A 21,040-nucleotide genomic window follows, 5' to 3' on the forward strand; every position below is an offset into this window, starting at 1 on the left:
CCATCGCCCGACCCGAGCACGCCCGACGTCGCTTCGGCCAAAACATCATCCGCGCGTCGACGGGAGTGACGACATGACCTTCAAGGGTTCGCTGACGGCTTTGACCACCCCGTTCACCGAGGACGGGCGCGTCGACGAGGTCGCCTTCCAGTCCCTGGTCGAATGGCAGATCACCGAGGGCACCCACGGTCTCGTGCCGGTCGGCACCACGGGCGAAAGCCCGACCCTGACCCACGCCGAGCACAAGCGCGTGGTGGAGCTCTGCATCGAGGCGGCGGCGGGCCGCGTTCCGGTCATGGCGGGGGCGGGCTCCAACAACACGGCCGAAGCGGTGGATCTCGCCCGTTCGGCCAAGACGTCGGGTGCCGACGGCATCCTCGTCGTCACGCCCTACTACAACAAGCCCAATCAGCGTGGGCTCTACGCGCACTATGCGGCCGTGGCGAAGGCGGTCGATCTGCCGATCTTCATCTACAACATTCCCGGCCGCTCGATCATCGACATGACGCCGGAGACGATGGGCCGGCTCGCGAAGGATTTTTCCAACATCGTCGGCGTCAAGGACGCGACCGCCAAGCTCGATCGCGTGTCCGAACAGCGCATCACCTGCGGCGCGGACTTCGTTCAGCTTTCGGGCGAGGACGCGACGGCGCTCGGCTTCAACGCCCATGGCGGTCTCGGCTGCATTTCCGTGACCGCCAATGTCGCGCCGCGCCTGTGCTCGGAGTTCCAGACGGCCTGCCTCGCCGGCGACTTCGCCAAGGCGCTGACCTATCAGGACCGGCTGATGCCGCTGCACAAGGCGCTGTTCATCGAGCCGAACCCAACCGGCCCGAAATATGCGCTGTCGCGCCTCGGCAAGCTGCGCAATGTCGTGCGCGAGCCGCTGGTGACGATCGAAGCCTCGACCGAGCAGGCGATCGATGCCGCGCTTCGCCATGCCGGCCTTCTGAATTGATCCGGGCGCCCGGCCGCCCCATCTAGCGAAGGCGCCGAGGAGGCGCCTTCCTTATCCTTCGAGGCGACGCATCGATCCATGGCAAAAGCGCCCAAGCCCAAATCCAACGTCGTCGCCGACAATCGCAAGGCGCGCTTCCACTACGAGATCATCGACACGCTGGAAACCGGCCTCGTGCTGACGGGAACCGAGGTGAAGGCGCTGCGCCTCGGCCGCGCGACGATCGCCGAATCCTACGCGACGGAGGAGCAAGGCGAGATCTGGCTGATCAACTCCTACGTGCCGGAATATCTCCAGGCCAACCGCTTCAACCACGAGCCGAAGCGCCGGCGGAAGCTCCTTGTTCACAAGGCGCAGCGCAACCGTCTGGCCGGGGCTGTGCAGCGCGACGGCATGACCCTCGTTCCGCTCAAGATCTACTTCAACGACCAGGGCCGCGCGAAGCTCGAACTGGCGGTCGCCAAGGGCAAGAACGCGCCGGACAAGCGCGAATCCATCAAGGAGCGCGACTGGAACCGCCAGAAGCAGCGCGTGATGAAGGAAGCCGGGCGCGACTGACGGCTGCCCTCTTGGCGCTTCGGGCAGAGGGGCGTAACGTTTCCCGATCGATAGGGGAGGGAAGCGCCGATGACGGATCTCACCACCTTGCCCGATGGGCTCGAGCCGCCGCTCGACGACGGGGCGGCGGCCCACCTCGTTGGGCGCATGCTGCCTTCGCTCTCCCTTTCCTCGACGGCGGGTGGCAGCGTCGATCTTTCGCGCTGCCGGGGTTTGGCCGTCGTCTACGCCTATCCGATGACCGGCCGGCCCGGCGCGCCGCTGCCCGGCGGCTGGAACGAAATTCCGGGTGCGCGGGGCTGCACGCCGCAGGCCTGTTCCTTCCGCGACCACTTTGCCGAACTTCGGGCGCTGGGCGTCGCGCACGTCTTTGGCGTGTCCACGCAGACCACGGCCTATCAGCGCGAAGCGGCCGAGCGGTTGCATCTGCCGTTTCCGCTTTTGTCCGACGCCGCTCTCGAATGGCAGGACATGCTGGACCTCCCGACCTTCGAGGCGGACGGCGACGTTCTGTTGAAGCGTCTCACGATGATCGCAAGGGACGGCGAGATCGTCGCGGCGCTCTACCCCGTATTTCCGCCCGATCGCAGCGCTTCGGATGTGCTGGACTGGCTGCGCGCGCGCAAAGACACTGCCTACGCCGCGCGCAACTAAGGGCGGCCAAGCGTCCTCAGTCGAGGTGCTCGCGCACGGCTCGGAACACATCCACGAACATATCCTCCGTCAGCCGGCCCGTGTTCGTGTTGTAGCGCGAGCAATGGTAGGAAGAGAACACCCGCAAGGCGCCGATGTCGTGTTGGCCGCCATGGCTGAACGGCGCATGCTTCAATTTGGCGCCGAGCGCTCGCAGCGTGGAGTCGTGCGCGATGCGTCCGAGCGTGACGAGGGCCCGAAGGTTCGGCAGGGCTTCGATCGTCGGTGTTAGGAACCGGCGGCACGTGTTGATCTCCGCGCCGATCGGTTTGTTCTCCGGCGGCACGCAGCGCACGGCGTTGGTGATCGCGCTGCCCGTTAGTTCCAAGCTGTCGTCGGGCCGCGCTTCGAACTCGCCCTTCGCGAAGCCGAAGCGCTTCAGCGTCGCGTAGAGGAGATCGCCCGCATAGTCTCCGGTGAAGGGGCGTCCCGTCCGGTTCGCGCCGCGCACGCCGGGCGCGAGACCCACCACCAGAAGCGCGACGCTTTCCGGACCGGCCTCCGGCAGGAACGTATCCACCGGCGCGTTGTACCAATCCGGCTCGCGCGCGCGCCACTCGTGGCGGAACGCGGCGAGCCGAGGGCAGAGCGGACAGTCGCTCGGCGGCGAGGCGTCCGGCAGGGGCGGAGAGTGCGGGGCGATCAAACGGTTAGGCTCCTTCCACGTCCTCGTCCGCCGGGTCGGTTTCGATCCGCCGGGCGAGTCTCGCTTCGCGCTCGGCCGGGCTGCGGCCGACCTCGGCTTGAAGCGAGCGCAGGTCGATGAAGTGGTCGGCCTGCCGTCGCAGGTCGTCGGCGATCATCGGCGGCTGGGTCGACAGGGTGGACACGACGGAAACCTTCCGGCCTTTGCGCTGCAGCGCTTCCACGAGCGAGCGGAAGTCGCCGTCGCCCGAGAACAGGACGAAATGGTCCACCGCGTCGGCCAGCGCCATGGCATCGACGGCCAGCTCGATGTCCATGTTGCCCTTGATCTTGCGCCTTCCCAGCGAGTCCGTGAACTCCTTGGCGGGCTTGGTGACCACGCGATACCCGTTGTAGTCGAGCCAGTCCACGAGGGGGCGGATCGAGGAGTATTCCTGATCTTCCAGAAGGGCCGTGTAGTAGTAGGCGCGCAGGAGATAGCCGCGCTTCTGGAAGGCCGTGAGGAGTTTCTTGTAGTCGATATCGAAGCTGAGAGCGCGGGACGCGGCATAGAGATTGGCGCCATCGATGAAGAGGGCGATCTTCTCACGGGTATCGAACATGGGGAGCCTTGCGGAGTGCCTGCCGGCGAATCGGGACGACACGGGACATCGAGTCGCAGGACCGAAGGATATGTGGCGCCAGCCGGCTTGGCTATAACCGCACCAAACTCCATACGGTCGCGACTGGTAATATTGGGTCGGTCCCTTGTGCTCCCATTGTCAAGGGGTTAAACGAGCGCTTCCGCTTCATCCCACCCGTTCCACAGGAGACAGGCATGGCCCGCGTCACCGTAGAAGATTGCGTCGACAAGGTCGAGAATCGGTTCGAGCTCGTCCTCCTCGCCAGCCATCGGGCCCGGCAGATCGCGCAAGGCCAGCCGATCACTGTGGACCGCGACAACGACAAGAACCCGGTGGTCGCGCTCCGCGAGATCGCCGACGAGACGCTGTCGCCGGACGATCTCAAGGAAGACCTGATCCATTCGCTGCAGAAGCATGTCGAGGTGGACGAGCCCGAGCCGCAGGCGCCTGCCGTCCCGGCCCTGACCGATTCCGCCGAGGCGGGCACGACCACGGCCACCGCGTCGGACGATGACGACGATGCCGTCACCTTCGACCGGATGTCGGAGGACGACCTTCTCGCCGGCATCGAAGGGCTGATCCCGCCGGAAAAGAACGACGATTTCTGATCGTCGGGCTGCAAGAACCCTTCCGGTTCTTCCGCAATGCAACCTATATTGAAAGGCGTCTGGAGCGATCCGGGCGCCTTTTTCTCATGACCACAGGGATAAGCATTCGGCATGATGCGGCAGTATGAACTCGTCGAGCGCGTGGCGGCCTACAAGCCGAACCTCGATGAGGCGCTGCTCAACCGGGCCTATGTCTACGCCATGCAGAAGCACGGCGCGCAGAAGCGGGTGAACGGCGACCCGTATTTCTCGCACCCGCTCGAAGTCGCCGCGATCCTCACCAACCTGCGTCTCGACGAGGCGACGATCGCCACCGCGCTCCTGCACGACACGATCGAGGACACGGACGCGACGAGGAAGGAGCTCGACCACCTCTTCGGCCAGAAGATCGGGACGCTCGTCGAAGGGCTGACCAAGATCCGCCGGCTCGACCTCGTGTCGAAGAAGACCGCGCAGGCCGAGAACCTTCGCAAGCTGCTCCTGGCGATCGCGGACGACATCCGCGTCCTTCTCGTCAAGCTCGCGGACCGGCTGCACAACATGCGCACGCTTCATCACATGAAGCCGGAGAAGCGCGCGCGCATCGCCGAGGAGACGATGGACATCTATGCCCCGCTCGCCGGGCGCATGGGCATGCACGACATGCGCGAGGAGCTGGAAACCCTCTCGTTCAAGTATCTCAACGCCGAAGCCTACGAGACCGTCACGGCGCGTCTCGCCGAGCTTCGCGACCGCCATTCCGAAACGATCGCCCAGATCGAGGAAACGCTCACCGTTCGCCTGAAAGAGAAGGGGATCCATTCCTCCGTCTCGGGCCGCCAGAAGAAGCCCTATTCGGTGTTCTCCAAGATGCAGCGCAAGGCGCTGTCGCTGGAGCAGCTGTCCGACATCTTCGGCTTCCGCGTCATCGTGCCGGACGAGGAGGACTGCTACCGCACGCTCGGCATCGTTCACCGCACCTGGCCGCTCGTGCCCGGCCGGTTCAAGGACTACATCTCGATCCCCAAGCAGAACGGATACCGTTCGCTCCACACCACCATCGTCGGCCCCTCGCGCCAGCGCGTGGAACTGCAGATCCGTACCGAGGGGATGCACCACGTCAACGAATACGGCATCGCCGCGCACGAACTCTACAAGGACGGGCACGTCTCGCTTTCGACCGAGTCGGAAGCCTATTCCTGGCTGCGCCGCACGATCGAGTCGCTCTCGGAAGGCGATACGCCCGAGGAGTTCCTCGAGAACACCAAGCTCGAGCTGTTCCAGGATCAGGTCTTCTGCTTCACGCCCAAGGGCCGCCTGATCGCCCTGCCGCGCGGGGCGACGCCGATCGACTTCGCCTATGCCGTGCATACCGACGTCGGCGACACCTGCGTCGGCTGCAAGATCGACGGGCGCATCATGCCGGTCGTCACCGAACTGACCAACGGCGACGAGGTCGAGATCATCCGCTCCAAGGCCGCCACCCCGCCGCCCGCCTGGGAGGATGTGGCGGTGACGGGCAAGGCCCGCTCGGCGATTCGCCGCGCGGCGCGCCATGCCGTGCGCCGGCAATATTGCGGCCTCGGCCAGCAGATTCTGGAGCGTACCTTCAACCGGGCCGGCAAGACCTTCGCGCGCGATGCGCTGAAGCCCTATTTGCAGAAACTCGGCCACCGCGACTTGGATGATGCGCTGGCAGCGGTCGGCCGGGGGGAACTGGCTTCGGCCGACGTGTTCCGCGCCGTTCACCCCGACTTCCAGGACAGCCGCGCCTTCAAGGGCGAGCGGCTCGGCGAAAAGGACGGCTGGTTCAATTTGAGAACCGCCAACGGTCTGATCTTCCGCGTGCCGGAGGAACTGGGCGAGGACGCGGGCGCTGCGCAGCTTCCCATTCGCGGCGCTGCAGGCGAACTGCCCGTGCGCTTCGGCCCGGACGGGGCGGTGCCCGGCGACCGGATCGTCGGCATCTTCCAGCCCGGGAGCGGCATCACGATCTACCCGATCCAGTCTCCGACGCTCACCGAATTCGACAATTCGCCCGATCGCTGGATCGACGTGCGCTGGGATCTCGACGCGGAGGCGACCGCGCGCTTTCCCGCCAAGATTCGCGTCGCCGCCCTCAACGAGCCGGGGACGCTGGCCGAGATCGCCGAGACGATCGCCCTCAACGACGCCAATATCCACAACCTTTCCATGGCCTCGACGGCGCCCGACGTGACGACCATGGTGCTGGATCTGGAGGTCTGGGACCTCCAGCACCTGACGCGCACGCTCAATCAGTTGCGCGCCAAGGCTTGCGTCACCGACGCCATCCGTGTGAACGGCTGATCTCCGAAGGTATCGCGATCAGCGCCAGGGGCCGTCGGACATGCAGACCGAAGACGTCATCGAGATTTTCCGCAAGGCCGGAGCCTATCTGGAAGGGCACTTCATTCTGACCTCCGGGCGGCGCAGCCCGATCTTCCTGCAGAAGGCGCGGGTGTTCATGCATCCGCAATACACCGAGGAACTCTGCAAGGCGCTGGCCGAACGGCTGCGCGCGGCGATCGGCGGGCCGATCGACTATATCGTCGGCCCGGCCGTCGGCGGTCTCATTCCGGCCTACGAGACCTCGCGCCATCTCGGCGCCCCCTCGATCTACGTCGAGCGCGAGAACGGCGTCTTTCGCTTGCGCCGCTTCGAGATCCCGAAGGGTGCGCGGGTGGTGATCATCGAGGACATCGTGACGACGGGCTTGTCGATCCGCGAAACGATCACCTGCCTGCGCGAGCTCGGCGCCGAGGTGCTGGCGGCGGGTTGCGTCGTGGACCGCTCGGCGGGCAAGGTCGATGTCGGCGTGCCGCTCGTGTCGCTGGCGCAATACGAGGTGCCGAGCTACGCTGCGGACGATCTGCCCCCGGAACTTGCCGCAATTGCGCCTATCAAACCCGGTAGCCGCTCGCTCTAGTTGCCCTTGGAATCCAACGATCCATGCTCTTCCGGCGTCGCCAGCCCGAAACCCTCGCGCAGCGCCTGCGCGGCGCCCTGTGGCCGCGCCGGTCGTGGCGGCGCTCGCTGCGCTACATGCAGAAGCGCGTCCTGCGCCTGCGCGCGACGCCGCACGCGGTGGCGGCGGGCGTCGCGGCCGGCGTCTTCGCGACCTTTACGCCGCTGATCGGCTTCCACTTCGTGATGGCCTTCGTGATCGCCTATCTGATCGGCGGAAACATCGCGGCGGCTGCGCTGGGTTGCCTGATCGGCAACCCGCTGACCTATCCCGTGATCTGGGCCTCGACCTACGAGGCGGGGCGCTACGTCCTGCGCGCCGAAGTGCCGGATGGGCATGCGCCCGAAAGCCTCGGCTCCGCGCTGACGCATATGGACATCACGGCGATCTGGGAGCCCTACCTCAAGCCGATGCTGGTCGGCAGCGTCCCGCTCGGTCTGTTCTTCGCCTTTGTCGCCTACGCCCTGGTCCGCATCGGCGTCCAAAGCTTCCAGACCGCGCGCTCGCACAGGGCGAAGGTCGGTCGGGCAGGCCCCCGTTCGGCGGGAATGCCGTCGTGATCATCGGCTTGGGAAGCGACCTCATCGATATCCGTCGCATCGAAAAGACTCTCGATCGGCATGGGAGCCGGTTCACCGAACGCGTCTACACGCCGATCGAGCGCGAAAAATCCGATCGTCGTGCCCAGCGCGCGGCGTCCTACGCCAAACGCTTTGCGGCCAAGGAAGCCTGTGCCAAGGCGCTCGGAACCGGTCTGTCCCAGGGTGTCTTCTGGCGCGACATGGGCGTCGTCAACCTGCCGAGCGGCCAGCCGACCATGGCGCTGACCGGCGGAGCGGCCGAACGGCTCGCCCGGATGCTTCCCGAAGGGCATCGCGGGGTGATCCACTTGACGATCACCGACGATTTTCCGCTGGCCCAGGCCTTCGTCATCATCGAGGCCCTTCCCGGCACGGTTTGAGGCGCGGCCGGGAAACCGTTGCCGAAACCTTGCCGAGCCGTTACTAGGGCCGGGTGCGCCTCGGGGCGCGCAAGACCGCAATCAGGAACGCATTCGTATGGTCGATCGCGCCGTCAGCAAGGACAAGGGTGGCTTCGGGGAGACGGTGAAGGTCGTCGTCCAGGCGCTGTTGCTTGCGCTGGTCATCCGCACCTTCCTGTTCCAGCCCTTCTCGATCCCGTCCGGCTCGATGATGCCGACGCTTCTGATCGGCGACTATCTCTTCGTTTCGAAGTGGTCCTACGGTTTCTCGAAATACTCGCTGCCCTTTTCACCGGATCTGTTCGACGGCCGCATCCTGGCGTCCGACCCCGAACGCGGCGACGTCATCGTCTTCCGCAAGCCGAACGAGGTGCAGACCGACTACATCAAGCGCCTGATCGGCCTGCCGGGCGATCGCGTCCAGATGCGCGAGGGCGTGCTCTACATCAACGGGCAGGCGGTGCCCAAGGAGCCGGACGGCTTCTTCACCACCGAAAGCGGCACGCAGATCCCGCAATATCGCGAAACGCTGCCGAACGGCGTGACCTACACGACGTTGGATGCCGAGCCCGATTCCGTCGGCGACAACACGCGCGAGTTCGTCGTGCCCGCCGGTCACTACTTCATGATGGGCGACAACCGCGACAACTCGCTGGATAGCCGCTTCGACGTCGGCTACGTGCCCTTCGAGAATTTCGTCGGCAAGGCGCGGGTGATCTTCTTCTCCATGCAGAACGACGCTTCGCCGCTCAAGATCTGGGAATGGCCGACCAACATGCTGCCGGGCCGCATCCTGACATGGCTCGGGTGAAGGGCAACAGCGACGCGCTGGATCGCCTGCAGGACCGGATCGGCCTGCGCTTCGCCGACCTGAACCGGCTGGAGCGGGCACTCACCCATTCCAGCCTCAAGAAGTCGTCCACCGGCTCCAGCTACGAGCGGCTGGAATTCCTGGGCGACCGCGTTCTTGGCCTCGTCATCGCCGAGAAGGTCTTCGAGCTTTATCCCAAATCCGACGAAGGCGACCTGTCGCTCCGCCTCAACACGCTGGTCAGCGCGCAGACCTGCGCGGCCGTCGCCGACGAGATCGGGCTCTACGAATTCATTCGTCATGGCGCGGATTTGAAGCGCGCGGCCGCCGGTAAGAACCGCAACATCCGCGCCGACGTGGTGGAGGCGCTGATCGCCGCGATCTACCTCGAGCATGGTCTGGAGGTGGCGCGCGGCTTCATCTTGGAGCGCTGGGCTTCCCATATCGCGGCGCCGCAGGTGGCGCGGCGGGACCCGAAGACCGAGCTTCAGGAATGGGCGCACAAGCGTTCCGGCGCGCCGCCGACCTACGAGCTTCTCGACCGGTCCGGCCCCGACCACGAGCCCGTCTTCACCGTTCGCGCCTCGGTCGCGAAGGTGGTGCCGGCCGAGGGGAGCGGGCCGTCCAAGCGTGTGGCGGAACAACGGGCCGCCGAGGCGATTCTCACTCGCGAAGGCGTGTGGGAAACATCCTGAACGGGCATTCCATGGGCGCCGAGAAGCGTCCTCATTCCTCAGGCCGCCGCGAAAAGCGGACCCAAGAGCGAGAGCACCTTTGAGCGAACACGAAACGACGCCGGACGAGACCACAACAGCCGTCGAGGCCGAAACCCCGACGCGATCCGGCTTCGTAGCGCTCCTCGGCGCGCCCAATGCCGGCAAGTCGACGCTGGTGAACCAGCTCGTCGGCACCAAGGTCTCGATCGTCACGCACAAGGTGCAGACGACGCGCGCGCTGGTGCGCGGCATCGCGATCCGCGACCGGACGCAGATCGTCTTCGTCGACACGCCCGGCGTCTTCAACCCGAAGCGGCGTCTCGACCGCGCCATGGTGCGCACCGCCTGGGGCGGCGCAAAGGACGCCGATATCGTTCTGCCAATCATCGACGCCGATCGCGGCTTGAACGACGAGGTCCAAGCGATCCTCGCCCAGCTCGCCGACGTGAAGCAGCCCAAGGTTCTGCTTCTCAACAAGGTGGACCGGATCAAGCGCGACCGCCTCCTCGGCATGACGCAGGAGGTCAGCGCCAAGGCCGATTTCGAGCGCGTGTTCATGATCTCCGCGCTGACCGGATCGGGCTGCGACGACTTGATGTCGTTTCTGGCCCAGCGCCTGCCGGAAGGCCCGTGGTACTACCCGGAAGACCAGATTTCCGACCTGCCGCTGCGCCAGCTCGCGGCCGAGATCACCCGCGAGAAGCTCTATCTCCGCCTCCACCAGGAGCTTCCCTACGCTTCGACCGTGGAAACCGAGCTGTGGGAGCAGCGGCCCGACGGGTCGGTGCGCATCGAGCAGACGATCTATGTCGAGCGTCCGTCGCAGAAGGCGATCGTTCTCGGCCACAAGGGCGAGACGGTGAAGGCGATCGGACAGGCGGCGCGCAAGGAGATCACGGAAGCGGCGGAACAGAAGGTCCATCTCTTCCTGTTCGTGAAGGTGCGCGAGAACTGGGGCGACGATCCCGAACGCTATCGCGAGATGGGGCTCGACTTCTCGTCCTGAGCATTCCCCGTCTCGTGTAAGAAGGCCTAAGCCGTCCTATATGAAAGGCCTGGCGCAGCGCGAACGGAGCATCCTCGCTTCCCATGGAGTGGCGTGAACAGGGCATCGTTCTCGGCGTTCGCCGGCAGGGCGAGACGAGTGTCGTCGCCGAGGTGATGACGCGCGCACGGGGCCGGCATCTTGGGCTCGTGCGTGGCGGGCGCTCGCGTCGGCTCCAGCCCGTTCTCCAGCCCGGCAACACGGTCGAGGCGACCTGGCGCGCCCGGCTCGACGAGCATCTCGGTTTCATGACGGTGGAGCCGGTCGAGCTTCGCGCCGCGCAATTGATGGGAAGCGCCGTCGGGCTCTACGGCATTCAGCTTCTGGCTGCGCACTTGCGCCTTCTGCCCGAGCGCGACGCGCATCCGCGCCTGTTCGACGCGCTGGAACTGATCGTCGGACACCTGCACGATCCCTTGTCGGCCGGCGCGCTGATCCTGCGCTTCGAGATCGCGCTTTTGGAGGAGCTCGGCTTCGGCCTCGATCTCGAAACCTGCGCGGCCACCGGCGGGCGCGAGGCTCTCGTCTATGTCTCGCCGAAATCGGGCCGAGCGGTCAGCCGCGAGGCCGGCGAGCCGTGGAAGGACAGGCTGCTGCCGCTGCCGGCCTTTCTCCACGATGCGGCGGCGCCGACCGATCTGGCGGAAATCGGCGCCGGGTTTCGGATGACCCGCTTCTTCCTCGCTCGCCATGTCTGGGAGCCGCGGGGCCTGCCCGAGCCGGAAGCCCGGCTGGGCACGCTCGGCGTCATCAACCGTTCGAAAGCGTGAGCGGGAGAACGAACGGCGTTCCGGCAAAGGCATCCGCGCCGCGTCCGATCCGCTGAATCGCGGCCACCATACGCCCGCCGCGCCCGAGCTTTTCGTCGGCTAGTTGGATCAGGAGCGGGTTGGGCGTCGCCGAGGGCGCGCGGCGGCGGAGCTCCTGCGCCAAGGCTTCCTCGTCGAGCTCCGGGTTGATTGCGATCGCCAGGATATAGGCTGCCGCCGTCGACCGGCTGATGCCGGCCCAGCAATGGACGGCGAGCGGCTTCTCGCGGTTCCAGCGCCGGCCGAACTCCAGAAGCTGGTCGAGATGGTGCGACCCCGGGTGCGTCAGCCCTTCGGCGGGCGCGGCGATGTCGTTCATGCCGAGAAACAGATGCCGCTCCGCGCCGATCGAGGGCGGACGCTCTACTGCCGTGTCGGCGTTGATCAGCGTCACCACGTCGCCCGCGCCGTGCTCGGCGACGGTCGCGTGCAGATCGGCGAGCGAAGAAACCACGAGGTAGGTCACGAGGCGATCGTCCTTTTCGTTGGAATGGCGCCGATATCCCGCAGGAAGCGGAAGCGCTCGATGAAGCGTCGGCCGATATCGGCGGCAGGCAGGGGGGTGAAGCGGTCAGGGGAAAGCGCCACGCCGCCCGGCTTGCCGAACAAGGCTTCGGCTTCCCTCGGCTCGAAGCCGGCCAGAAGCCTCGCCTCGAAATGGGCGGACACTTTGTCGGCGCCCTTGATCGCGCGCTTTACCGATGCGGGCAGTTCCGCCGGCAGGCCGAAGCGCAGATGGATCGCGCCTTGCAGCCGCGCTTCGACGCCCTTGTAGTCGCCGCCGAGCACGCTCTTGAACGGCGAGATCATGTCGCCGATGACGTATTCGGGAGCATCATGAAGGAGGGCGGCCAACCGCCAGCGCGGGTCCGGCTCTCGTGCCGCGATGATCTCCTCCACGATCAGCGAATGCTGCGCGACGGAAAAGGCGTGATCGCCAAGCGTTTGCCCGTTCCACCGCGCGACGCGCGCCAGCCCGTGGGCGATGTCCTCGATCTCGATGTCGAGCGGGGAAGGGTCGAGCAGGTCGAGCCGGCGGCCAGACAGCATGCGCTGCCAGACGCGCGGCGGCCTGGGCGCCTTCGATCCACGTCCCGTCATGCCTCGTCGGCGGCCGGCGTGGCGGCGGGCTCCGGCAGGGCGTAGGCCGCCCATTCCGGAACCTCGGCTTCCAGCGGCACGCCGTCCGCGCTCAAGGTGCCGCCGACTGCCAGGGCGTCGGCGAGCTTGTCGATCCGCACCATGCCGACGCCGAGGCTGCCGGCCGCAGAGAGAACCGTGCCGATCGTCTTGCCCGAGGCCTTGAGGTTCGCGCCCGGCGTCAGGTGCCCCTCGGCGCGAAGCACCATGATGCGGCGGCGCGCGGTGCCGCGATGCTGCATCCGGGACACGACTTCCTGCCCGACATAGCAGCCCTTGCGGAACGAGACCCCGCCGTTCTGGTCGAGGAGGACATCGTGCGGGAACACGTCGGAGGCGGGAAAATCCCGCTCCGCTTCGGTGATACCGAGCGAGAAGCGCAGCGCCTCGAACGCAGTCGTATCATCGTCCAGCGCTTCGGCTTGCGCTCCGTAGACGCGGAAAACCTCGGCGGGGAAACGCCGATCCCGAAGGCCGGATGCCGGCGAAGTCGCTTCGTCCCAGGCCGCACCGACGGCTTCGTCGGACGGGACGATCGCGACCTTGGCGCGGAGCTTGTAGAGCGTGAGGCGTTTGGCGAGGTCGCCGCGCGCACCGGCCGCGACGTCGAGGCGCAAACCGCCCTCGATGCGGCTCGCCAGAAAGTCGAAGAGGATCTTGCCCTGTGGCGTCAGGAGGGCAGAGGGCCGAACGTCGCCTTCCTCCAATGTTTCGAGGTCGGCGGTGACGAGATTCTGCAGGAAGGATTGGGCGTCCTCGCCCGTCACGTGAAGCGTGGAGCGATCGGACAGTCGGGCGGAGGGCATGGGCGGTGATCCACTGGCTTCGAGCTCGGCGCTCGTTGCCTATGTGCCGATCCGTTCGTTGAAGACAAGGGGCTAAGCGCGGCTCAGTCGCCGGCGACGAAGAACTCGAACCGCCCTTCCGGCGAGATGCCGACGCGGTAGAAGTCGTAGGCCCCGTTGGCCACCATGCGCTGGTAGTCGCCCGCAGTCACCAGCTCGAACAGCTCGACGAGCTGCGGCTTGGTCAGCGCTTCGAGGTTCACCTGCGTGAAATAGGGCCAGACGTAGATGTCGTTCTCGCCATCCGCGTCGAGGCGGACATGGGAGGCTTCCAGCGTTTCCAGGAGAATGGCGAGAAGCTCGACGCCTTCGCCGTCCCCCGATGCATCCTTGAGCGTCTGGATCGGGTCCTGCTCCAGCGGCTCGGCGGACACCACCGTTGGGTCCGCTCCGGTTTCCAGAAGCGGACGGAGCTTCTCGATGTCGCCGCTGCGCGCCGCCTCCATCAGCTTCTCGCGCAGGTCGCGAACCGGCTTCGGCAGGCCTTCGTCGCCCCGCACGATCTCGATCGGGGGAAGCTCGGTCTGGGGTGTCGCCCGTGCGCCTTCTTGCGCGCCGGCATCGGCGTCCCCATCGATGCCGTCGTCGCTCGGCGCCGCTTCGTTCGTTTGCTGGGCCCCGGGGGCGGGAGGTGTGCTCGGAGCAACCGTAGGCGGTGTTTCCTGCGCGACCCCGGCAGGCGGCGTCGGCTGACTGGCGGGGGGAGGGGCTGAGGGCTCGGGCGCGCCCGGAATGGGCGGCAGGGGGACCGAGACGATGCCTTCGCGGCCCGGTGGGACCGTGCCGTCCTCGCCCGTGATCTGCGAAAAGGCGAGGGCCGGCGCGGTCGCAAAGCCGCCGGTCAGAAGAAGGGCGGATGCCAGACAGGCGGCGCGGAGTCGTGAAACGGTCATTCCGATCCCTTCGCGAACTCTGTCATGCCGAATCTATTGCAGCGAACGGACGGCGCGGAACTCGCCGAACTCCACGCGCTGGCGAAGCGTGTCGAGCATCTTGAGGACGTCCGCATCGCCGTGGCGGCGAACGAGTTCCGTCACCGCTGTCACCATCGCGGTCTCGGCGAGGATCTCCGTCTCGATGCCGTCCGAGATGCCGTCCGCCCAGGCCTCGCTATGATACTCGCTGGCGACTTGCTTCTTTTCGGCGACGATCAGCTCGTCGAGGTCGGAACCGTGCAGATCGATCATACCGGGAACTCCATTTTCCGCCTCGTGCAATGGCTGAACCACACGCGGCAGGCAACGACGATTTCCGCCGTCTGAACAAATCGTTAATTTCCGTACCTTGCGCCGATCTCTCGCGAAAGGTCGGCGCCTTCCTTGGCATATCTTTCCACCGCGACCGTCGCAGCCGGGGTACACTTTCGATAGGTGGACTCGAACGCGCGGTATCCCTGGTTGAAATGCGCCACGAGAACGCGCCGATCCGCCTCGCTCGGCGACTGCGCTTTCAGAATGGCGTCCATCTTCTCGCGCCACACGTCGGCATTCGCATCGCCGCAGATGCCACGCAGGAAATGCAACGAGCCGAGCACCGTCGCTAAGCGACCGAGCGGCTTCATGTACGGAGCGTTGGACGGCTTGGCCGTGCTCTCGGCGGGTGCCGGTTCGGCCGGCGCGGGCTTCTTGTCCTGAGCGCTGGAAGGCTGCATCGCCATCGATCCCAGCAGAAGACCGAGACCCAGGACGCGAACCAATTGAACCAAATTTTCCGCAGCGCTCATGCGGCAGATTTGCAACTCGAATGGGGTGATTGCAAGACGCTCTTGACGCGCGGTCAAGAACTTGCCGCGTTAAGGTTAGCGCCCGAAAAGAACGGCTCAGCGCCCGGCCGACGGGGCGGTGGCGCCTGCCTCCTCGACGATGTCGGCGAGGCCCGGCGTCGTTCGCCCCTCCAACTCCATCGACCGGACCGCCTCCACCGGGACGAAGCGTGCCTCCTCCGCGTCGTCGGCGGCCTGGACGGTCTCCACCGTCCCCTCGAAGCGCGCTCGGAATACGGCGATGACCGCATGGGCGTCATGCGCCGGGTCGATCGCTTCGTGCAGGCGCACGAATTCGACATGCGCCAAGGAGACGCCCGTTTCCTCGCCGAGCTCCCGGCGCGCGGCGTCCTCCAACCGCTCGCCGAACTCGACACGCCCGCCCGGCAGGCTCCATGCGCCCTTCCACGGCGCATGGCCGCGCTTCACGAGGCACACCGCGCCCTCGCGCAGGAGGCAGACGGATACGCCGAGGAGAGGTCGTCTGACGGTCATCCCCGTGGCATAGCGATCGCGCGCACCGCCGCCAAGTGTCGCCTCCGCGAGGGATGCGCTACATCCCCCTCATGTGCGGACGCTTTTCCCTGACGGCCACGCCCGAAGCCGTGGCCGAAACCTTCTCGCTGGGCGCGCTCGACCCGTTCCCGCCGCGATACAACATCGCGCCGACGCAGCCCGTTCTCTACGTCGCGCCGGTCAAGCGGCGCGGTGCCGTGCGCCGGGAAGGGGCCTTGGCGCGCTGGGGTTTCATTCCCGCATGGGCGAGCGACCCGGCGCATCTGCCGCTGATGTTCAATGCGCGGGCTGAAAACGCAGGCGCGCGCAACTCGTTTCGAGCGGCGCTGCGCTATCGCCGCTGCCTCGTTCCGGCATCGGGCTTCTACGAATGGCGCCGCCGCGAGGGCGAGAAAGGGCAACCGTTCTTCATCCGGCCGGTGGATGGCGGGGTCGTCGCGTTCGCGGGGATCTTCGAAACCTTTCTCGCGCCGGACGGCAGCGAGATCGACACGCTGGCTATCCTGACGGCGCCCGCCGAGCCTTTGCTTCGCCCGATCCACGAGCGCGCGCCCGTCGTGATCGGCGAGGAAGATTTCGAGCGCTGGCTCGATGTAGAGAACCACGCGCCGGACGACGTCGCCGATCTTCTGCATGCCAGGTGGACGGATGGCTTCGCCGCGGTTCGGGTGTCCGATCTCGTGAATACGGTTGCCAACATGAGGCCGCAGGTTCAGGAACCGTTGGAGCCATCTTCGCCGCGCGGCGACGGCCCGTCGCCGAGCCAGCCGCGCCTTCTCTAGCCCCCGCCGAGCCCGTCGCCATGAACATCGATCTCCTGAAGCGCCTTTGCGAAACCCCCGGCGTTCCCGGCCACGAACACCGCGTGCGCGATCTCATCGCGGCGGAAGCCGCCGATCTCTTCGACACGATCGAAACGGATGTGATGGGATCGCTGGTCTGCACGCGCAACGGAGAGGGCGACGATCCCGAGCGCGTGGTCCTCGCCTGCCACATGGACGAGATCGGCTTCCTCGTGAGCCACGTCTCGGACAAGGGCTTCATCCACGTCTCACCGGTCGGCGGCTTCGATCCGCGCAACCTGTTTTCGCGTCGCGTGCTCGTGTGCACCGAGGGAGGCGACTACAAGGGGATCATGATGGCGGAGGGCAAGCCCATCCACATCTCCGCCCCCGAAGACCGCAAGAAGGTGCCGGAGCCGACGGACTTCTTCGTCGATATCGGCCTCGGGTCCGCCGCGAAGGACAAGGTGCGTGTCGGCGACTTCGTGGTGATGGACGAGCCGCTGGTCGAGATGGGCGAGCGCATCGTCTCCAAGGCTCTGGACAACCGCATCGCCTGCTGGCTCGGGCTCGAGGTCGCTCGCAAGCTCGCGTCGGACGGCGCGAAGCACAAGTGCCGGCTCACCGTCGCCTTCACGGTTCAGGAGGAGGTCGGCCTTCGCGGGGCCCGCACGGTCGCCGCCGATCTGCGCCCCCATATCGGGATCGGCATCGACACGACGCTCGCCTGCGACACGCCGGGCGTGCCCGAACGCGACAAGACCACCGAACTCGGCAAGGGCTTCGGGCTGCATCTGAAGGACAATTCCTTCATCGCCGATCTGCGGCTGACGCGCGAGTTCGAGGACATCGCCCGGGCGAACGACATTCCCTGGCAGCGCACGATCCTGGCCGGCGGCGGCATGGACGGGGCGGCGCTGCAGCAGGCGGCCTCGGGCGCGCGCGCCATCGGCATCGTGGTCGGCACGCGCTACATCCACACCGTCTGCGAGATGATCGACCGGCGCGATCTCCTTGCCGCGCGGGACGTGCTGGCGGCCTTCGTCGCCACCCGCTGAGGGTTCACGAGCCATGCTCTTCGAACCGGCGCTTCGCGGCTTTGCCACGGGCGGCGCGCTGATCGTCGCGATCGGCGCGCAGAACGCCTTCATTCTCGAACGGGGATTGGCGCGAAGTCACGTCTTCACCCTTTGCCTGATCTGCGCGCTGTCCGACGCCGTGCTGATCGCGGCCGGCGTCGCGGGGCTCGGACGGCTGATCGCAGCCCACCCGTCGCTCCTTTGGTACGTGACGCTCGGCGGCGCGCTTTTTCTGGCCGCCTATGCGCTGATCGCCGCGCGCCGTGCGCTGGCGCCGTCCGCAATGTCGGTCCGGGGCGGGCGGGAAATGACATTGCGGGCGGCGGCTGGCACCTGCCTCGCCCTGACCTTCCTCAACCCGCATGTCTATCTGGATACCGTGATCCTGCTCGGCAGCCTGTCGGCGCGCTATGGCGAAGCGGGGGCCCGCATCGCCTATGCAGCCGGCGCGATGACGGCTTCGTTCGCCTGGTTCTTTGCCCTTGGCTACGGCGCCCGCCTTCTGGCGCCGCTCTTCGCGCGACCGTCGGCCTGGCGCGTTCTGGACGCGGTGATCGCGTCCATCATGTCGCTTCTCGCCTTTGGCCTCGTTCGAAGCCTTTAGGCCTTCGTCGGCTCAGTCGTGGGCGTTGTGGTTGGCCGTGTGCAGCTTGCGGCTGATCTGCAGCGCCTGTTCCTTGCGGCGGGCGGCGCTGGCAGCCAGAACGGCGGCGATGCCGATATCGCCGTAATTCTTGAGAAACTCTTGATCGCGCTCGCGCTCACGTCGCGACTGGAAGTTGAACTGCTGCTGGGTCATTCCGAATGCCTGTCGGGTTTTGCGTGGAGCGGCGAATTGAGCGTCGGATTGCGACGGTTTGGCGGCGCGAATCAGGAAAATCAAGGAATCTATACTTAACGAAACGTTGCGACCGGGACATGTGGCGTGAACGCATCATTGTGCGATGCGGTACAAAATGCTCTTCAAGGACTTATACTTCCCACTCGCCTACACGCCGTCGTGAAGGACGGTGCGATCCTGCCTCGGTTTGAACCGAGCGTGCTTTGGCTGTAGCTCTGCCTTGCCGCCTCGGCGGCGACGTTTCGAGGGCCTACGATGAATCACCGCGCCATTCCGCTGCTGCTCACCAACACGCTGACCCGCACCCGGGAGGAGTTTCGTCCGCTGGACTGGCGCTCCGACACCGTGCCGGAAGACGAGCGCCGGGTGCGGATGTATGTGTGCGGACCGACGGTCTACGACTTCGCCCATATCGGCAACGCCCGGCCGGTGATCGTCTTCGACGTCCTGTCCCGTCTCCTGCGTCATCTCTACGGGGCCGAGAGGGTCGTCTATGTCCGCAACATCACGGACGTCGACGACAAGATCAACGCACGCGCGGCAAGGGACTATCCCGATCTTCCCTTGAACGAGGCGATCGCGCGCGTCACCGAAAAGACCGCCGCGCAGTTCCATAAGGACGTGGCGGCGCTCGGATGCCTGCCGCCCGACGTGGAGCCGCGCGCCACCGCCTTCGTTTCTCCGCGCGCCGACGGCTTGCCCGACATGGTGTCGATGATCGAGACGCTGATCGCGAAGAACCATGCCTATGTCGCGGGCGGCGAGGTTCTGTTCGATGTGTCGTCGATGCCGGGCTACGGGGCGCTGTCGCATCGCAAGCTCGAGGACCAGCAGGCCGGCGCGCGTGTCGCGGTCGAGGCGTACAAGCGCAACCCGGCCGACTTCGTCCTTTGGAAGCTGTCGAGCGAGGGCGAGCCCGGCTGGGACAGCCCGTGGGGTCGTGGGCGTCCGGGCTGGCATATCGAATGCTCGGTGATGAGCGCGGCCTATCTCGGCCAGACCTTCGATATCCATGGCGGCGGTCTCGACCTGATCTTCCCGCACCACGAGAACGAGATCGCCCAGTCCTGCTGCGCGCACGGCACCGAGCGCATGGCTGAAGTCTGGCTGCACAACGGCTTCGTCCAGGTGGACGGGCGCAAGATGTCGAAGTCGGAAGGCAACTTCGTCACGATCGCAGATGTCCTGGAAAGCGAGACGATCGGCGGCCGGCGTTGGCCGGGCGAGGCGGTGCGCCTCCTGATGCTGAAGACTCACTACCGCGAGCCGATCGACTTCACGGCGGCCAAGCTCGAGGACGCGGTGCGCGAGCTGTCGAAGTGGGAGCGCCTGGCGCGCGCCGAAGGAACGATCGCAAGTGACACGGTCGACGACGAGTTCCTGCGCTTCGTCTGCGACGACCTTTCCCTTGCCAACGCGATCGCCCGCGTTCATGCGCTGTTCGACGACGGCCGAGCGGGGCATGCGCTCGCCTGCCTGAAGCTTCTCGGCATCGAGCCGGTGCGCGAGCAGGCTCTGGCGCCGGACGCGGCTGCGCGGATCGCCGAGCGGTTGGAGCTTTTGCGGGCCAAGGACTTCGCGGCGGCCGACCGCATCCGAGAAGAGCTCGCGGCGCAAGGCATTCTTCTGAAAGACGGAAAGGACCCGGCCACGGGCGAGCGCGTCACGACCTGGGAGATCCGGCGTTGAGCCAGACGCGACGTCAGGCCTATCCGGCGATCCAGCCCTACCGGACCGGCCATCTCGATGTCGGCGACGGGCACGTCCTCTACTACGAGCTTTGCGGCGCGCCGGAGGGCAAGCCGGTCGTCTTCCTTCACGGGGGGCCGGGCAGCGGCTGCAGCCAGGCGCATCGGCGCCTGTTCGATCCGGCGCGCTACAACGTGCTCCTGTTCGATCAGCGCGGCTGCGGCCGGTCCTCGCCGCTCGGCGAGTTGCGAGCCAACACGACGCCCGATCTCGTTGAGGATATCGAGCGGCTCCGGCTCCAGGTCGGCTTCGAGCGGTTCATGCTGTTTGGCGGCTCCTGGGGCTCGACGCTGGCGCTCGCCTATGCGCAGGCGCATCCCGCGCGCGTCACCGAGATGGTGCTGCGCGGCATCTTCACCGGCCGGCGAAGCGAGCTCGACTGGTATTACCGGGAGGGCGCCGGCCGCCTGTTTCCCGACGAATGGGAGCGCTTCCTCGCCCCGCTTTCCGATGCCGAGCGCGCCGATCCCATCGCCTCCTATCGCGCCCTGCTCCTGGACGAGGACCGCAACGTGCGGGCGCGCGCGGCGCGCGCCTGGACCGACTGGGAGGCGCGAACCGTCTCCATGCGCGCGATCCACGACGTCGCGGGCGGGTTCGGTGCCAGCGATCACGCCATCGCCTTCGCCCGCATCGAGAACCACTACTTCGTCCACGACCTTTGGATGGAGGAGGGGCAGCTGATCGCCAACGCCGACCGATTGGCCGGTATTCCCGGCATCATCGTCCAGGGGCGCTACGACGTGGTCACGCCGCCCGTCACGGCTTGGGAACTCCACAAGGCCTGGTCGAATTCCGAGTTGCAGATCGTCGAGGACGCCGGGCACGCCTTTTCGGAACCCGGCACCCTCGATCGCCTGATCCGCGCGACCGATCGTTTCGCGGGCGGGCCAAGCTGAGGGCCTGACAGCAC

At 66.5% G+C, this 21,040-nt stretch carries 27 protein-coding genes; 17 read left to right on the plus strand and 10 right to left on the minus strand.

Annotated features, from left to right (window positions below; translation table 11 throughout):
- The first annotated feature begins 73 nt into the window (after positions 1-73).
- The 3 genes from dapA to H7A85_RS09165 all read left to right on the plus strand — a co-directional run bounded on the left by dapA (position 74) and on the right by H7A85_RS09165 (position 2,170).
- Positions 74-958 (plus strand): 4-hydroxy-tetrahydrodipicolinate synthase, encoded by an 885-nt coding sequence (gene dapA / locus H7A85_RS09155; RefSeq protein WP_182085633.1) that lies wholly within the window; start codon positions 74-76, stop codon positions 956-958.
- Positions 959-1,036: 78 nt separating this feature from the next.
- Positions 1,037-1,516: an SsrA-binding protein SmpB gene (gene smpB / locus H7A85_RS09160; protein ID WP_182085634.1), complete on the plus strand. Its 480-nt coding sequence runs from the start codon at positions 1,037-1,039 to the stop codon at positions 1,514-1,516.
- Positions 1,517-1,585: 69 nt separating this feature from the next.
- A complete protein-coding gene (locus tag H7A85_RS09165; protein ID WP_182085635.1) occupies positions 1,586-2,170 on the plus strand; it encodes a peroxiredoxin in 585 nt (194 codons plus the stop codon).
- Between the two features lie 16 nt (positions 2,171-2,186).
- Here the strand turns inward: H7A85_RS09165 and H7A85_RS09170 are convergent, their stop codons facing one another.
- On the minus strand, positions 2,187-2,855 hold the full coding sequence (locus H7A85_RS09170; protein ID WP_244631066.1) for a uracil-DNA glycosylase: 669 nt from the start codon (positions 2,853-2,855) through the stop codon (positions 2,187-2,189).
- A 4-nt stretch (positions 2,856-2,859) separates the two neighbouring features.
- Positions 2,860-3,456 (minus strand): NYN domain-containing protein, encoded by a 597-nt coding sequence (locus tag H7A85_RS09175; RefSeq protein WP_182085636.1) that lies wholly within the window; start codon positions 3,454-3,456, stop codon positions 2,860-2,862.
- A gap of 215 nt (positions 3,457-3,671) precedes the next feature.
- Here H7A85_RS09175 and rpoZ point away from each other — a divergent pair, with 215 nt between their 5' ends.
- The 9 genes from rpoZ to recO all read left to right on the plus strand — a co-directional run bounded on the left by rpoZ (position 3,672) and on the right by recO (position 11,374).
- Positions 3,672-4,085, plus strand: coding sequence for a DNA-directed RNA polymerase subunit omega (gene rpoZ, locus H7A85_RS09180; RefSeq protein ID WP_182085637.1), 414 nt, complete (start codon positions 3,672-3,674; stop codon positions 4,083-4,085).
- A gap of 111 nt (positions 4,086-4,196) precedes the next feature.
- Positions 4,197-6,392, plus strand: coding sequence for a bifunctional (p)ppGpp synthetase/guanosine-3',5'-bis(diphosphate) 3'-pyrophosphohydrolase (locus tag H7A85_RS09185; RefSeq protein WP_182085638.1), 2,196 nt, complete (start codon positions 4,197-4,199; stop codon positions 6,390-6,392).
- A 40-nt stretch (positions 6,393-6,432) separates the two neighbouring features.
- The gene (gene pyrE, locus H7A85_RS09190; RefSeq protein ID WP_182085639.1) at positions 6,433-7,011 is read left to right on the plus strand and encodes an orotate phosphoribosyltransferase; all 579 of its coding nucleotides are present in this window, start codon (positions 6,433-6,435) and stop codon (positions 7,009-7,011) included.
- Positions 7,012-7,034: 23 nt separating this feature from the next.
- Positions 7,035-7,610 carry a DUF2062 domain-containing protein gene (locus tag H7A85_RS09195; RefSeq protein ID WP_182085640.1) on the plus strand — a complete coding sequence of 192 codons (576 nt, stop codon included), beginning with the start codon at positions 7,035-7,037 and terminating at the stop codon, positions 7,608-7,610.
- Positions 7,607-8,011 (plus strand): holo-ACP synthase, encoded by a 405-nt coding sequence (acpS, locus tag H7A85_RS09200; protein ID WP_182085641.1) that lies wholly within the window; start codon positions 7,607-7,609, stop codon positions 8,009-8,011. The genes H7A85_RS09195 and acpS overlap by 4 nt, the downstream gene beginning before the upstream one ends.
- A 97-nt stretch (positions 8,012-8,108) precedes the next feature.
- Positions 8,109-8,843 (plus strand): signal peptidase I, encoded by a 735-nt coding sequence (gene lepB, locus H7A85_RS09205; RefSeq protein ID WP_182085642.1) that lies wholly within the window; start codon positions 8,109-8,111, stop codon positions 8,841-8,843.
- Positions 8,831-9,538 carry a ribonuclease III gene (gene rnc, locus H7A85_RS09210; protein WP_182085832.1) on the plus strand — a complete coding sequence of 236 codons (708 nt, stop codon included), beginning with the start codon at positions 8,831-8,833 and terminating at the stop codon, positions 9,536-9,538. The genes lepB and rnc overlap by 13 nt, the downstream gene beginning before the upstream one ends.
- 79 nt (positions 9,539-9,617) lie before the next feature.
- A complete protein-coding gene (era, locus tag H7A85_RS09215; RefSeq protein WP_182085643.1) occupies positions 9,618-10,565 on the plus strand; it encodes a GTPase Era in 948 nt (315 codons plus the stop codon).
- Positions 10,566-10,648: 83 nt separating this feature from the next.
- Entirely contained in the window at positions 10,649-11,374 is a 726-nt protein-coding gene (recO, locus tag H7A85_RS09220; protein WP_182085644.1) for a DNA repair protein RecO, read from the plus strand.
- Here the strand turns inward: recO and H7A85_RS09225 are convergent.
- The 7 genes from H7A85_RS09225 to H7A85_RS09255 all read right to left on the minus strand — a co-directional run bounded on the left by H7A85_RS09225 (position 11,355) and on the right by H7A85_RS09255 (position 15,655).
- A complete protein-coding gene (locus tag H7A85_RS09225; protein ID WP_182085645.1) occupies positions 11,355-11,879 on the minus strand; it encodes a tyrosine protein phosphatase in 525 nt (174 codons plus the stop codon). The genes recO and H7A85_RS09225 overlap by 20 nt on opposite strands.
- Positions 11,876-12,514 (minus strand): HD family hydrolase, encoded by a 639-nt coding sequence (locus tag H7A85_RS09230; RefSeq protein ID WP_182085646.1) that lies wholly within the window; start codon positions 12,512-12,514, stop codon positions 11,876-11,878. Before H7A85_RS09230 ends, H7A85_RS09225 begins: the two co-directional genes overlap by 4 nt.
- On the minus strand, positions 12,511-13,359 hold the full coding sequence (locus H7A85_RS09235; RefSeq protein ID WP_182085647.1) for a folate-binding protein YgfZ: 849 nt from the start codon (positions 13,357-13,359) through the stop codon (positions 12,511-12,513). The genes H7A85_RS09230 and H7A85_RS09235 overlap by 4 nt, the downstream gene beginning before the upstream one ends.
- A gap of 83 nt (positions 13,360-13,442) precedes the next feature.
- A complete protein-coding gene (locus H7A85_RS09240; RefSeq protein ID WP_182085648.1) occupies positions 13,443-14,291 on the minus strand; it encodes a hypothetical protein in 849 nt (282 codons plus the stop codon).
- A 33-nt stretch (positions 14,292-14,324) separates the two neighbouring features.
- Entirely contained in the window at positions 14,325-14,585 is a 261-nt protein-coding gene (locus tag H7A85_RS09245) for a hypothetical protein (protein WP_182085649.1), read from the minus strand.
- An 83-nt stretch (positions 14,586-14,668) separates the two neighbouring features.
- A complete protein-coding gene (locus H7A85_RS09250) occupies positions 14,669-15,121 on the minus strand; it encodes a TIGR02301 family protein (protein WP_244631068.1) in 453 nt (150 codons plus the stop codon).
- 96 nt (positions 15,122-15,217) lie between these two features.
- Entirely contained in the window at positions 15,218-15,655 is a 438-nt protein-coding gene (locus tag H7A85_RS09255) for an NUDIX domain-containing protein (protein WP_182085650.1), read from the minus strand.
- A gap of 53 nt (positions 15,656-15,708) precedes the next feature.
- Here H7A85_RS09255 and H7A85_RS09260 point away from each other — a divergent pair, with 53 nt between their 5' ends.
- The 3 genes from H7A85_RS09260 to H7A85_RS09270 are packed head-to-tail and all read left to right on the plus strand — an operon-like array spanning position 15,709 to position 18,141.
- Positions 15,709-16,458 carry an SOS response-associated peptidase gene (locus H7A85_RS09260; RefSeq protein ID WP_244631069.1) on the plus strand — a complete coding sequence of 250 codons (750 nt, stop codon included), beginning with the start codon at positions 15,709-15,711 and terminating at the stop codon, positions 16,456-16,458.
- Between the two features lie 20 nt (positions 16,459-16,478).
- The gene (locus H7A85_RS09265; protein WP_182085651.1) at positions 16,479-17,516 is read left to right on the plus strand and encodes a M20/M25/M40 family metallo-hydrolase; all 1,038 of its coding nucleotides are present in this window, start codon (positions 16,479-16,481) and stop codon (positions 17,514-17,516) included.
- Between the two features lie 13 nt (positions 17,517-17,529).
- Positions 17,530-18,141 (plus strand): LysE/ArgO family amino acid transporter, encoded by a 612-nt coding sequence (locus H7A85_RS09270; protein ID WP_182085652.1) that lies wholly within the window; start codon positions 17,530-17,532, stop codon positions 18,139-18,141.
- Between the two features lie 12 nt (positions 18,142-18,153).
- Here H7A85_RS09270 and H7A85_RS09275 read toward each other — a convergent pair whose 3' ends face one another.
- Entirely contained in the window at positions 18,154-18,420 is a 267-nt protein-coding gene (locus H7A85_RS09275) for a hypothetical protein (RefSeq protein WP_182085653.1), read from the minus strand.
- Between the two features lie 213 nt (positions 18,421-18,633).
- On the opposite strand from H7A85_RS09275, the gene cysS reads away from it, so the two are divergent.
- Together cysS and pip are read left to right on the plus strand one after the other, a co-directional pair.
- The gene (gene cysS / locus H7A85_RS09280; protein WP_182085654.1) at positions 18,634-20,067 is read left to right on the plus strand and encodes a cysteine--tRNA ligase; all 1,434 of its coding nucleotides are present in this window, start codon (positions 18,634-18,636) and stop codon (positions 20,065-20,067) included.
- Positions 20,064-21,026 carry a prolyl aminopeptidase gene (pip, locus tag H7A85_RS09285; protein WP_182085655.1) on the plus strand — a complete coding sequence of 321 codons (963 nt, stop codon included), beginning with the start codon at positions 20,064-20,066 and terminating at the stop codon, positions 21,024-21,026. The genes cysS and pip overlap by 4 nt, the downstream gene beginning before the upstream one ends.
- Positions 21,027-21,040: the final 14 nt, after the last annotated feature.

It is taken from the genome of Aureimonas sp. ME7 (assembly GCF_903970965.1).
Lineage (GTDB): Bacteria > Pseudomonadota > Alphaproteobacteria > Rhizobiales > Rhizobiaceae > Aureimonas.